The sequence below is a fragment of the Rhizobium sp. P2_G9 genome (assembly GCF_056403475.1).
The window spans coordinates 172,322-185,167 of record NZ_JBFUFK010000009.1 but is presented as its reverse complement, the minus strand read 5'-3'; the positions used below and the strand labels follow the sequence as shown (position 1 = coordinate 185,167).

13 protein-coding genes are annotated in these 12,846 nt (G+C 60.1%); 7 read left to right on the top strand and 6 right to left on the bottom strand.

Annotated elements, in window-relative coordinates; all coding sequences use genetic code 11:
- The 4 genes from AC1DYF_RS10035 to AC1DYF_RS10020 form a co-directional block, all read right to left on the bottom strand.
- Window positions 1-920 (bottom strand): polyphosphate kinase (locus AC1DYF_RS10035; protein WP_477876569.1); only part of this gene is annotated, 920 nt, incomplete at its 3' end.
- Between the two features lie 81 nt (window positions 921-1,001).
- Window positions 1,002-1,697: a DnaA regulatory inactivator HdaA gene (hdaA, locus tag AC1DYF_RS10030; protein ID WP_477876568.1), complete on the bottom strand. Its 696-nt coding sequence runs from the start codon at window positions 1,695-1,697 to the stop codon at window positions 1,002-1,004.
- Window position 1,698: 1 nt separating this feature from the next.
- Window positions 1,699-2,853 carry an AI-2E family transporter gene (locus AC1DYF_RS10025; protein ID WP_477876567.1) on the bottom strand — a complete coding sequence of 385 codons (1,155 nt, stop codon included), beginning with the start codon at window positions 2,851-2,853 and terminating at the stop codon, window positions 1,699-1,701.
- 89 nt (window positions 2,854-2,942) lie between these two features.
- The gene (locus tag AC1DYF_RS10020; protein ID WP_477876566.1) at window positions 2,943-3,806 is read right to left on the bottom strand and encodes an aminoglycoside phosphotransferase family protein; all 864 of its coding nucleotides are present in this window, start codon (window positions 3,804-3,806) and stop codon (window positions 2,943-2,945) included.
- A gap of 188 nt (window positions 3,807-3,994) precedes the next feature.
- On the opposite strand from AC1DYF_RS10020, the gene AC1DYF_RS10015 reads away from it, so the two are divergent.
- From AC1DYF_RS10015 to purN, 4 genes are all read left to right on the top strand, one after another.
- Window positions 3,995-4,996: an acetylxylan esterase gene (locus AC1DYF_RS10015; RefSeq protein ID WP_477876578.1), complete on the top strand. Its 1,002-nt coding sequence runs from the start codon at window positions 3,995-3,997 to the stop codon at window positions 4,994-4,996.
- Entirely contained in the window at window positions 4,950-5,678 is a 729-nt protein-coding gene (locus AC1DYF_RS10010) for an esterase family protein (protein ID WP_477876565.1), read from the top strand. The genes AC1DYF_RS10015 and AC1DYF_RS10010 overlap by 47 nt, the downstream gene beginning before the upstream one ends.
- Window positions 5,679-5,807: 129 nt before the next feature.
- Entirely contained in the window at window positions 5,808-6,881 is a 1,074-nt protein-coding gene (purM, locus tag AC1DYF_RS10005; RefSeq protein WP_477876564.1) for a phosphoribosylformylglycinamidine cyclo-ligase, read from the top strand.
- Entirely contained in the window at window positions 6,878-7,492 is a 615-nt protein-coding gene (gene purN, locus AC1DYF_RS10000) for a phosphoribosylglycinamide formyltransferase (protein WP_477876563.1), read from the top strand. Before purM ends, purN begins: the two co-directional genes overlap by 4 nt.
- A gap of 59 nt (window positions 7,493-7,551) precedes the next feature.
- Here the strand turns inward: purN and AC1DYF_RS09995 are convergent, their stop codons facing one another.
- Entirely contained in the window at window positions 7,552-8,517 is a 966-nt protein-coding gene (locus AC1DYF_RS09995) for a GGDEF domain-containing protein (RefSeq protein WP_477876562.1), read from the bottom strand.
- Window positions 8,518-9,003: 486 nt separating this feature from the next.
- Between AC1DYF_RS09995 and AC1DYF_RS09990 the strand changes: the two genes are divergently transcribed.
- The 3 genes from AC1DYF_RS09990 to AC1DYF_RS09980 all read left to right on the top strand — a co-directional run bounded on the left by AC1DYF_RS09990 (window position 9,004) and on the right by AC1DYF_RS09980 (window position 12,142).
- Window positions 9,004-9,828 (top strand): hypothetical protein, encoded by an 825-nt coding sequence (locus AC1DYF_RS09990; protein ID WP_477876561.1) that lies wholly within the window; start codon window positions 9,004-9,006, stop codon window positions 9,826-9,828.
- A gap of 54 nt (window positions 9,829-9,882) precedes the next feature.
- Window positions 9,883-10,806 (top strand): omptin family outer membrane protease, encoded by a 924-nt coding sequence (locus AC1DYF_RS09985; RefSeq protein ID WP_477876560.1) that lies wholly within the window; start codon window positions 9,883-9,885, stop codon window positions 10,804-10,806.
- Between the two features lie 274 nt (window positions 10,807-11,080).
- Window positions 11,081-12,142, top strand: a complete 1,062-nt coding sequence (locus tag AC1DYF_RS09980; protein ID WP_477876559.1) for a calcium-binding protein — start codon at window positions 11,081-11,083, stop codon at window positions 12,140-12,142.
- 92 nt (window positions 12,143-12,234) lie between these two features.
- Here the strand turns inward: AC1DYF_RS09980 and AC1DYF_RS09975 are convergent, their stop codons facing one another.
- On the bottom strand, window positions 12,235-12,822 hold the full coding sequence (locus AC1DYF_RS09975) for an NUDIX domain-containing protein (protein ID WP_477876558.1): 588 nt from the start codon (window positions 12,820-12,822) through the stop codon (window positions 12,235-12,237).
- Between the last annotated feature and the right edge of the window lie 24 nt (window positions 12,823-12,846).

Genomic DNA, 12,846 nt, shown 5'->3' with positions numbered 1-12,846 from the left:
GCCGTCACCGACTTGCCGGCTTCGGCGGCGTCGATCAGGGCGCGGACGATCGGGCTGTCATTCGAGGTGCGGTAGAGCGTCTGCTTGATCGCCACGACATCCGGATCGCGCGCGGCCTGAATCAGGAACTGCACCAGGTCTTCGGCTTCTTCCTCGACTTCGATATCGCTGTCGCGAATGACCCGGAACGTGCCCCAGCCATTGACCTTATAGCCTGGGAACAGTTTTTCGATGAACATCAGCACCGTGTCTTCGAGCGTGATGTAGCGCAGCACACCGCTCTGGTCGGGTAGGCGGACGAAGCGGTCGAGCGCCGGCGGCAGGCGGATCAGCGCCGTCATCGGCTCCTTGCCCGACAGGCTGGTCAGCTGCAGGCCCATGGAAAAGCCGAGATTCGGAATGAACGGGAACGGATGGGCCGGGTCGATGCAGAGCGGCGTCAGGACCGGGAAGATCGCCTCGTCGAATTCCTTTTCCAGCCAGCGCTTGTCTTCCTTGCCGATCGCGCCCGGCCGGACGATGAGGATGTCCTCGCGCGCCAGATATTGCTGCAGCACGGCCAGAGCCGCCTGCTGCTCCATCTGCAGATTGTTGATTTCCTTGAGGATCGCCTCGAGCTGCTCGCTCGGCGAGCGACCATCCGGGCTCTTGATCGTGATGCCGGCGCGCACCTGGCCTTCAAGGCCGGCGACACGCACCATGAAGAACTCGTCGAGATTGTCGGCGGAAATCGACAGGAAGCGGACGCGTTCGAGCAGCGGATGGTTGGTGTTGAGGGTTTCCTCGAGGACGCGACGATTGAACTGCAGCCAGGAAAATTCCCGGTTGATGAAACGATCCGGACTGCTGCGCAGACCCGATTCGGGGATCGCATCCAGTGGCGCCACCAACGAATTCGTCTCCAACGCAGTCGCGCTCATGGGAATTTCCGTCTCGAAATTCATCGCTTTGTCCGTCTTTTCCAATGTGATGATCACAGGATGACGATAGTTGGATGACAGTCAAGCGTCAGCTTGATGTTCGTTCAGCACTTCGGCCGCGAGCGCGCGTGTGATCTTGCCGCCTCTTGCCAGAGCCAGATGGTCGAGCCTGACGACGATCTTCTGTGCCGCTTCCAGCGAGCGCTCCATGCGGCTGACGATGTAGTCGATCAGCTTGTCGTCGACCATCAATTGCCGGTCGGCAAACAGCTTTATCAGGATCTGGCCGAGCAGCGCCTCGTCGGGCGAGCCAATCTCGACAATAGTCGCCGCCTTTAGCCGCGAGGCGAGGTCAGGCAGGTCGACGTTCCAGGCTGCAGGGCGGCTGCGCGCGGTGATCAGCAGGCTCCTGCCATGGGCACGCACCGCATTGATGACGTGGAACAGGGTCGTCTCGTCAAAACCCTCGCGATCGGCGTCTTCCAGCAGAGCGGACCCCTCTTCGGCTTTGAGCACTGCATCGCTCCCCGGCTTGGCCGAAATCAGGGAGGCGCCGCTCCGCTTGCGCCAGACCTCGGCAAGATGCGACTTGCCGGAACCCGGCGGCCCGCTGATGATCACCACTGGCGACGGCCAGTCCGGCCAGCGGTCGATAATCGCAGCGGCAGCGCTCAGCGGTTCGGACACGACGAGATCGTCGCGTCCGCTCGCCGGCTGATGGGCAAAGGAGAGCGGCAACTGCTTGGAGCGCTGGTTTTTCTTCTCGGCGGAACTCATCTTACTTCTCGAGGGTGATCACCGAGGTCGTGTTCACGGCGATGGCAGCAGGACCTTCTTCAAGTGCCTCCGGCCCGGACACGCCGTGATACAAATCACTCTCAAGATACCGCGAAATCGCATAACGCACCAGCACCGCGATGGAGGCCGAGGTTGGAACGGCCACCATCAAGCCAACGAAACCGAACAGCGCCCCGAAGGCGAGCAGCGAGAACATCAGCCAGACCGGATGCAGGCCGACCTTTTCGCCGATGAGTTTTGGCTGCAGGATATAGCCATCCATGAACTGACCGAACAAAAAGATTCCGGCAATCAGGATAACCCACGGATAATTCGGCCAGAACTGCACGAGTGCAATGCCGATGGACACCATGAAGCCAAGCAGCGAGCCGAGATAGGGCACGAAGGAAATCACCCCGGACATGATGCCGATCAGCAGGCCGAAATTCAGCCCGGCCGCCGAGAGCGCCGAGCCGTAGAAGATCGCCAGGATCAGGCAGATGGTGCCCTGCCCGCGCACGAAGCCGGCAATCGCATCGTTCATCTGGGAAGCGAGGTCGCGGACCGTGGCGAGATAGTCACGCGGCACCCAGCTGTCGAGCTTGGCCACCATGTTGTCCCAGTCGAGCAGCAGGTAAAAGGCAACAACGGGCGTGATCACCAGCAGGGACATGACGTCGACCAACGCCTTGCCCGACGACCAGATCTGCACGAAGACGCCGATGATGAAGCTGACGCCCTGGCCGATATATTTCGACAGATCGTCCTTGATGTTGCCCATCTGCGATTTGAGCCAGGCCGGCACCAGATGCGAATTGCTGTCGGTCACCATATGCTGCAACTGCGTCACATAGCCCGGAACCTTAGCGCCGAAATCGACCGCCTGGGCCGCCAGCGACGGCACGATGATGATGAGCGCGACGACCAGCAAAACAATGGACGACAGAAGGATGAACGTGGTTGCGGCGAGGCGGCTGAGGCCAATGCGCTGCAGCCGGTCGGCAACCGGATCAAGGAAGTAGGCAAGCGCCATCCCCGCCAAAAAGGGCAGCAAGATCGTGGAAAACAGCCACAAAAAGGCGATGAACAGGGCGAGTACGAGCAGCCAGAAGTAAATCTGCCGGCTAAGGACCTTGCCTGTGATGTGGGGGGCCATGGTGCGCTCGCTATGGTCGGTTCATGCAAGGCAATACGAGGCATGGCGGAGACGGTCAAGCATTTGCGACCCAGCAGCCGCCACCCATGTCAACAAAGACCGGCTGCGTGCTCCGTAAGGATTTCGCTGATGACATGCCGAGCACTCTCCGCCAAGGGCAGGTTGGTGTCCCAATAATAAGGCAGTTGCACAAGCGCCTGAGCCAGCGCACGTGCCCTCGCCCGCGTCCAGGTCGCGTCGTCTGCGCCAACCATCTGCCGCAGCAGCGGCCGCACATCTGCCGGCAACAGGTTCCAGGCCATCTGCAGGTCGTCACAGGGGTCGCCGACTCCGATGCCGGAGAAATCAATCACGGCGGCAAACCGGTCATCGACGAGGAGCAAATTGCCCGACGCCAGATCGCCGTGCAGCCAAACCGGCGGCGCCGTCCAGCGAGGCGCCTGGAGCGCTGCCTCCCAGATCATCGTCACGGCAACCGTGTCGATTTCGCCTTCAAGCGCCTTGATGTCGCGGCGTACCTGTTCGTCGAATGCCGGCAATTGGCGGCGCATGATTGCGCCTTCTGCAGGCGGCATATGTCTCAATGACAGAATGAAATCCGCGAGCGAGCGGACAAGGCGCGTTGGATCGGCAATAGCGCCGACCACGGGATTGCGGCCTTCGAGCCAGCTCATCACCGACCAGCACCATGGATAGCCTTCGCCAGGTACGCCCCTGCCGAGCAAGCGCGGGATCGAAACAGACAATCGTCCAACGAAATGCGGCAACCATGCCTGTTCGTTGCCGATACCATCGACGGCCCAGTGAATGCGCGGCATCCGCACCACCATGTCGTCGCCGAGGCGGAACATGGCATTGTCCGTCCCAGTCGATGYGACACGTCGGATTTCCAGATCCGACCATTGCGGAAACTGCGAGACGATCAGCCGACGCACAAGAGTTTCGTCGATCATCAATTCATCCGCGTGCATTCTTTCGGTCGGCATCTCATTCACCTCTGCTGCTTCGACTGCGGAACAATCCCTCTAAACGAGCTATTCCACCGGGACAACCGGCAGCGGATCCGGCCGAAAGCGAGACAGGCTGATGGTTTTGTGGCATGCCGGTCTTCGTCTCCGAGTCCTGCGACAAAGCCGATTTCATGACCGTACCGACTGAGCATGCCTTCCCCTTCGATCCCACCTACGGCATGACGCTCGACCAGTTGCGGGCGATCCGGCCGCCGGATGCACCGCCGGGTTTCGATGAATTCTGGGAAGGCCGCTATCAACAGGCGCTGGCGGTCGAGACGCAATTCCAGCTCCGCCGCAGTGCCAGCCGGCATCCGGACTGGGACGTGTTCGACATCACCTATATGTCGACGGGCGCCTTCAGGATCGGCGGCTGGCTGCTTTTGCCGAAGACGGGCGTGATCCGGCGCGGGCTGGTTGTCGGCCATGGCTATAGCGGCCGCGAGGCGCCGGATTTCGACATTCCGGTCGAGGAAACGGCGATCCTCTTTCCCTGCTATCGCGGCCTGTCGCGCAGCGCCCGCCCGCCGATCTCGACCAATTCCGTCTGGCATGTGCTGCACGATATCGACAAGCCGGATTCCTACATCATCGCCGGCTGCGTCGACGACCTCTGGGTGGCGGTGTCGACGCTGATCGCGCTCTATCCTTGGCTCGACGGCAAGGTGGGCTATAGCGGCATCAGCTTCGGCGGCGGCATCGGTGCGCTCGGCATCCCGTTCGACCCGCGCATCGATCGCGGCTATCTCAATGTGCCGACCTTCGGCAACCGGCCGCTCTGGCTGACGCTGCCGACGACGGGCAGTGCCGCGAGCGTACAGATCTATGCGAAGAGGCATCCCGAGGTGCACGAGATGCTGCGCCGTTATGATGCGGCGATCGCCGCCACAAGGATCAAAGTGCCGATGCTGGTGGCCGCGGCCCTCTTCGACCCGGCGGTGGCGCCGCCCTGCCAGTTCTCCATCGCCAATGCGCTCGAGTCATCAAAGTTTTATGAAACCTTCATATTAGACGCGGGCCATTTCGAATATTCAGGTAGCATGGAACAGGAAAACACGCTCCGCGAAAAGGTCAGACAGTTCTTCGATGAACCGCGAATATCTCCGCTGGTACAGTCCGCGCCTCCATCGTGACATGGAGCTTCTGGTGTTCGGCCATGCCGGCGCCAAGGTGCTGATGTTTCCCACGCGCGACGGCCGCTTTTGGGAATATGAGGAACTCGGCATTGTCGGCAGCCTGGCCGATAAAGTTTCCGCCGGCCAACTGCAACTTTACTGTATCGAAGGACTGGCCAACGAAAGCTTTTATGGCTCCGGCTGGCACCCTGCCGACCGCATTCGCCGGCACGCTGCGCTCGAGGACTATGTGCTCCATGAAGTGCTGCCGCTGATGGCCGAGAAGAACAGCCATGACTGCACCATCGTGCAGGGCTGCAGCCTCGGCGCCTACCAGGCTGCGAACCTGGTCTTCCGCCATCCGCACCTGTTTCGCAAACTTGTCGCCTTTTCCGGACGCTACGACCTGACGATGAAAGTCGAATGTTTCGGCGATCTGTTCGACGGCTATTACGACGATACGATCTACTATCACATGCCGAGCCATTTCCTGCCCGGCCTCGATTGCGAATGGCGGCTGTCGAAACTCCGGCAGATGGAGATCGTGCTCACCATCGGCAATGAGGACCCGTTCATCGACAACAACCGGCATCTGAGCCACGTGCTCGCCGCAAAAGGCGTACAGCACCAGCTGCATTTCTGGGACGGCCGCGCCCATCGCGCCGGCGCCTGGCGGCGGATGGCGCCACTTTATATCTGACGGCCACAGGCCGTCGCCGCAGGAATCTGCCAATTCCAACAACTATTCGCCTTTCTCGCGCCGCTCTTTCTTGAAAATCCCTCTCCGGCATGCCATTGCGCGGAAAACGCGGAACCACCGGAGAGCGCGATGACCGACGCCAAGAGAAACGGCCTGACCTATAGCGATGCGGGCGTCGATATCGATGCCGGCAATCTCATGGTCGAAAAGATCAAGCCGCTGGTGCGTTCCACCCGGCGGCCGGGCGCCGATGTCGAGATCGGCGGCTTCGGCGGCCTCTTTGATCTCAAGGCGGCCGGCTTTGCCGATCCGATCCTGGTGGCGGCCAATGACGGCGTCGGCACCAAGCTCAAGGTCGCCATCGATGCCGGCAAGCACGATACGGTCGGTATCGACCTCGTCGCCATGTGCGTCAACGACCTCGTCGTGCAGGCGGCCGAGCCGCTGCTCTTCCTCGACTATTTCGCCACCGGCAAGCTCGATCCGGACCAGGGTGCGGCGATCGTCGCCGGCATTGCCGAGGGCTGCCGGCAGGCGGGTGCGGCGCTGATCGGCGGTGAGACAGCCGAAATGCCGGGCATGTATCGCGAGGGCGACTATGACCTCGCTGGCTTTGCGGTGGGTGCTGCCGAGCGCGGGCAATTGCTGCCGAAGGGCGATGTTGCCGAAGGCGATGTGATCCTCGGGCTCGCCTCTTCCGGCGTCCATTCCAACGGCTATTCGCTGGTGCGCAAGATTGTCGAGCTCTCCGGACTCGGCTGGGATGCGAAGGCGCCGTTCGACGCCGAAAAGACGCTCGCCGAGGCGCTGCTGACGCCGACGAAGATCTATGTGAAGCCGTTGCTCAAGGCGATCCGTGAAACCGGTGCGATCAAGGCGCTGGCCCATATCACCGGCGGCGGTTTTCCGGAAAACATTCCGCGCGTGCTGCCCAAGACGCTTGCCGCCGAGGTCGAACTTGGCTCCATCCCCGTCAAGCCGGTGTTCCGCTGGCTGGCGTCCACGGGCGGTGTCGCCGAGCGCGAAATGCTGCGCACGTTCAATTGCGGCATCGGCATGATCGCCGTCGTGCCGGTCGACAAGGTGGATGCAGTGGCCGCAATCCTGACGGCAGAGGGCGAAACTGTGGTCGAGCTCGGCCGGATGATCGCCCGTGCCGAAGGCGCGCCGGGCGTTGCCTATAAGGGCAGCCTCGGCCTATGACGCGCAAACGTGCCGTGATCTTCATCTCGGGCGGCGGCTCGAACATGGCAGCGCTGATCGAAGCCGCCAAGGATGCGGCCTATCCTGTGGAATTCGTCGCGGTGGTTTCCGACAAGAAGGATGCCGGCGGGCTCGCCAAGGCGCAGGTACGGGGTATCCGCACTGCCGCGTTCGAGCGAAGGGATTTCGCCTCCAAGGTCGAGCATGAGCGCGCCATCCTCGATTTCCTCGACGAAATCCACCCAGACCTGATCTGCCTTGCCGGTTACATGCGTCTGCTGTCCGTGGACTTCATCTCGGCCTATGAGCATCGCATTATCAATATCCATCCATCGCTGCTGCCGCTGTTTCCGGGCCTGCACACCCATCAGCGAGCGCTCGACGCCGGCATGAAGGTGGCCGGCTGCTCGGTGCATTATGTCACCGAAGGCGTCGACGAAGGTCCGATCGTCGCCCAGGCGGTCGTGCCCGTGCTTGACGGCGACACTGCCGAGACGCTGGCGGCACGGGTGTTGACGGCGGAGCATCGGCTTTATAGAGAGGCGGTGGGCAAGGTGGCGAACGGCAGCGGCTCAACGGACGATCAAGCCAGACTCGTCTCGCTCGGATAGGTCGCCGAGACAGGGACTGCCGATTGGCGATGCAGGATCACCCAGGCTTGTCCGGCGAATCAAGCTGCGGTGGCTGTTTCCTGCGGGCTGTGCGCATCGCTTTCCACGACGACGCGATTCCTTCCTCCATGCTTCGCCGCATATAGAGCCGCATCAGCGCGCCCGAGCTGCGCTTCGAACGTGTCCTTGGCGCCACGGCTCGCCGCAACGCCGAAAGAGACGGTAAATTGGAACGCCGCGTCAGGTGTGTCGACAGTCAGCGCGGCGATGCGCAGGCGCAGACGCTCGGCAAATGACGCTGCCGTCCGGATGTCGGACGAAGGTAAGATAGCAACGAACTCTTCGCCACCAATCCTTGCAAATGTGCAATCGAGATTCTCTGACGAGCTGAAATCGCCGACCAGCGATGAAAAGAGCTTGAGCGCCCTGTCGCCCGCGGCATGGCCATAGACGTCGTTGATCTTCTTGAAATGATCGATGTCCATGGCGATGACGCAGACACTGCCTTCCACGGCGCTTGAAGCGACCGACGCCCGGCCGACCTCGAAGGCGTATCGCCGATTGTAGGCCCCGGTGAGTTCATCGGTGATGGTGAGCCTGCGCAGGGCTTCTTCCTTCTCCTTCAGGTCCGTGATGTCCTGCAGCAGAAGCTGGATGACGGAATTTCCCTGCCACGGCAGCGGGCCGGCGATGAGGTTGATCGTACGCGGCCGGACGGGATTGCGCAGCGTGAGTTCGGTCGCATGTGCCATTATGTCCGCATGGAAAGCAGCATCCATATGTCTGCTGGCCTCGGTGAAGTCCTCCCCAACGAAATCAAGGAAATGCATGCCGACGAGTTCATCCTGCCCCACTTGAAGCAAATTCGCGGCCTCTCGGTTGGCAAAGATGATGCCTTGCTGGGTGTGGATGATCAGTCCCATCGGCATTGAATCCAACATGATACCCATGCGCTGCTGCGTGTCGAGGAGCATTTGCTTGGTATGCACCGCCGCATTCGTAGCTTCATCATCGTCGAAAAACATTGGAACCTCACAGTCAGGGATCGATAGGCACACCGGACGGTAACCAACAGAGAACAACAGCAGATGATAACATATCGTTAAACCTTTGATTTTGTGACAATTTATTACACACTCATGCGTTTGCGTTACCGAACGCTCATTCCTTATGCCACCCGGCCGGGATATGGACGATCCGATGCTGCTCACCGCTGCTCTCATCCTGTGCATGGGAAGAGGTAGAATATCGCGCGAAGCCGCCATTGGCTCGATGATCTCGATGATGTCGCCGATCTCCGCGGACGAGGGGCCTTTTGCAACGCCAAGCCGGACCGGCAAGCCCCGAAAGCATCACAAGAAGACAGATTGCTAAAATGCCTTGGAACCCCGCAAGCTCTCCTGAACTGTCATACCAAATGCGTGGCCGCCTCCGCCCTCGCCGTACGCGTTGTTAAGCCCACCTTAACGCGCCCAGCCGTTCACTGGCACCGCTATCGGAAGCGGCAGACCATGAAGAGATTCTTTTCCTATTTCGCCTCGCTTTCAAAGGGGCAGCAGACATTCCTGATCGCGCTCGGCGTGCTCGTCGTCGTTCCCTTCACGACGCTTGTCGGCCTGCAAATCTACAATGCCGCCAATCTTGCAATGCTCGGCAGCGACATTTCCGTGCGCGAGACTGAGTGGAAGTCCGAGGCGCTGGCACTCAACACCAATGTCGATCCGGAAAGCCTGAAGAGCACGACCAACCAACATGCCTATCGGCTGCTCGCCAGTCATGCCGACCTGGTGCCCGAGCGGCGCGTCGTGGTTACTGTCCAGGAACCGCTCGACGACATGAAGACGAAGCACACGGAAACCAGCCAGGACGGCCTGCTCGACAAGGCGGCGCAGAAGATCCAGAGCAAGGGCKAGGAGGAATGCGCGCTGCTGATCGGCACACTCGCCTCGCAATGCACCGTGATGTCCGCAACCGGCCGACCGCTCGGTGATACCGGCTACGAATACCAACTGCAGCTCGCCTTCTCGGAAATCCATCCGTTTGGCAAGTCCGATCCCGCGACCCATTACGAATTCATGCTCACCCGCTCCAGCCCCGGCCGGGCGGCGACCAACAGCCGCATCTATTTCGAACAGTCCGCCAGTCAGCGCCGCCGTATCTACGAGGACGTCGCCGACACATGCCAGGCGATCCGGGAAAAATCGGGCAATTGCAGCGTCACCGCACTGTCGATCGCCTCGCGTCTCGATCGCGGTACGCCAATGGCCCGGCTTTCGGCTTCGGCAGCTTACGCGAGCCTTGTCAAGGCCTCCGAACTGGCAGCCTCAACCCATTGATGCGTGTCCGGCTCTGCCCTATCATCGCTCTCGGATATCAGCCGGGGGGTGCCGATGCGGCGCGTATTTCTGACGACCTTACTCGTTGCAACCGCTGGCGCGGCGCAGGCCGGCGACATCAAGCTGCAATCGCTGGATGGCACCGTAACCTTCACCGGCAGCTTCGGCATTTCAGCGATCAAGGCGAATGAATATGTCTATCAGGGCCCGGTCAAGGTCTCGCAGCTGATCTGGAAAAGCCGTTACGTCAATACCATCAACGGCATGATCACCGTCGACCTGGACCATGACTGGTATGCCAGCGCGGAGGGCATGGTCGGTTTCAATGGCGATGGACATCTCGTCGACTATGACTGGCTGAAACCCGGCAACCCCTGGTCGGACAGGTCGCTCCACCCCGACACGCGGCTCAATCACTATTTCGCGCTCGGCGCGGAAGTCGGGCGGACGCTTGTGTCCCGCGACAACACAGATATCGGCCTCGGCGCCGGGTTCAAATATACCGACGTGCAATGGTCCGCCTGGGGTGGTTCCTATATCTATAGCGGCAACGGCTTTCGCGACATGCATGGCCATTTCGACCCGAACCAGAAGGGTATCACCTTCCGGCAGGTCTGGCCTGTTCCCTATCTAGGACTCAATCTCAGCCACAAGGAAGGGGCCTGGTCATTCTCGAGTGCGCTGCGCGGAGGCGTCTCCGTCAATGGCTATGATATCGACGACCATTGGGTACGCAGCCTGAGGTTCATCGATAATTTGGACGCAACACCGACCGCCTCGCTGACCAGTTCGGTGAATTACGCCCTTTCACAGCGGATGTCGCTTTATCTCAGCGGCTCGTTCGACCGGATGTTCAAGACACGCGCCGACACCAAGACGATCAACGAGAAGAACGGCAAAGTCTTTCATGACAAGAATGACGCCGGCGGCGATTTCAGTTCAGCAACGATCTCGTTCGGGCTGAAGGGACAGTTTTAGCCCGTATCTCTGCGCAACTCCGCGCAATGCAAGCAACCACTGCTGGGGCAACGTCACAAGCCGTGCCGACCATCGTTAAAGCACCGCCGTTCTCCAACCGGCTGCCTTGCAACAAAATAACCTTGGCCTGTGAAACGTTGAGGGGGGTATCAACGCTTAAGAGGTCCCGATGGCGACGCATACAATCACAGGCACGAGAACGAAACCCTGGCATATAACAACAGCGAATGACACATGGATTTTATCCGAAGGTGCCACTTTCAAAATCACCGGCATGCCGGCTATCGACGATACCCCTGCAGCCGGTCACAGCGATATCCAAATTCTCGGAACCCTGACGGCGCCAGATGCGTCTGCCATTGATCTGCAAACCGACGGCAACTCGGTTCTGTTCGGCGCCAATTCGATCACCAACACAAAAACAGCCGCCTACCTTTCAGGTGCCGACAATACGATTGTGAACCACGGCGACATCACCGCCACCTATGTTGCACTCTATGGCGGCGAAGGCACTTCCTTTACGAATTCCGGTTCGGTCACTGGTTATGGCGGGTTTGAGTCCGCGGAAAAGGGCACTCATATCGTCAATCAGGCAGGCGGATCGATCGATGTCAGCCATGTGGCAATCTATCTGCTCGGAACCTCGGGGACCGCGACCATCGACAACATGGGCAAGATTTCCGGCAATGAGGCTGCGATCACGGACGGCTCGTCTGGTGGGGTCACGCGGGTGACCAATACAGGTACTATTCAGGGACTGATCGATCTCGGCGACGGAAACGACTATTTCGACAGTCATCTCGGCACGTATACGAGCGTCGCCGGCGGCGATGGAAGCGATACGTATATCCTCGGCAAAGGACAGCATGTGCTCGAAAATGCCGGCAAAGGCCTCGACACGGTGAAAAGCTACGCGAGCGCCACCCTGGATGCCAATGTCGACTTTCTCTACCTGCTCGGCAAGGGCAACCTCAACGGCCATGGCAATGACCTGAATAACCTTGTTTACGGAAACAAGGGTGACAATCACCTCTTCGGCATGGGCGGAGAAGATACGATCGGCGGCAAGGCCGGCAACGATTTGCTCACCGGCGGCGCCGGCAACGACATTTTCGTCTTCGGCAAGGGTGATCAGGTGGACACGATCACCGACTATATCGACGGCGAAGATACGATCCACCTGAAGAACTTCGCCGGCATTACCAGCGTTTCGGATATCCAATCACACATGTCGCAACATGGATCGGATGTCTGGCTTTCATTCGGACACGGCGACAAACTTATCGTTCAGGCGACGTCGCTGGCCGAACTGGATGCGACCGCATTCACACTGTAGCCGGATGATCGGCGCCCGGTGCAGGACTGATCCTGCACCGGCCTTTTCCAGGCGCTGTCAGATGACGGTGGCGCGCGAGATGATAATGCGCTTCAGGCGCCGTACTTCATCTTCGCCCATTGCAGCAGCATGATCGTCTTGGCGTCGCAGATCTTGCCCGTGCCGATCATTTCATAGGCGTCAGCGAGCGGGATTTCGAGGATTTCGATGTCCTCCCCCTCTTCCTCCAAACCGCCGCCCGTGCCGGATTTCATCGTCACGTCGATCTCGGCGGCGAAGAAGCTGACCTTTTCTGTCAGCGTGCCGGGCGACATATAGGCGTCGAAGAGATAGTCGGCGCGGTCGATGCGATAGCCGGTTTCCTCCATCGCTTCGCGGATGATGGCGGTCAGCGAATCGTCCTTGTCGAGCAGGCCAGCCGGGGTTTCGATCATAAAACCATCGTCGCCGTTCATGACGGGCGGCACGCGGAGCTGGCGGACGAAGATCACGCTTTTGCGCCTAACGTCATAGAGCAGGATCGTGGCGGCATTGCCGTGGTCGTGGATCTCGCGCACCACGGTCTGGCGGCCGCCGGCCAGCGTCTCGTGCTCGACCGTGACTTTCTGCAGATGGACGAAACGCTTGGAGAGCGTTTCGGACGAAAGGATTTTCACTTTCGGTTCGGTCTTGGCATCCATGAATTCACGCTACTTTCCTGGTGA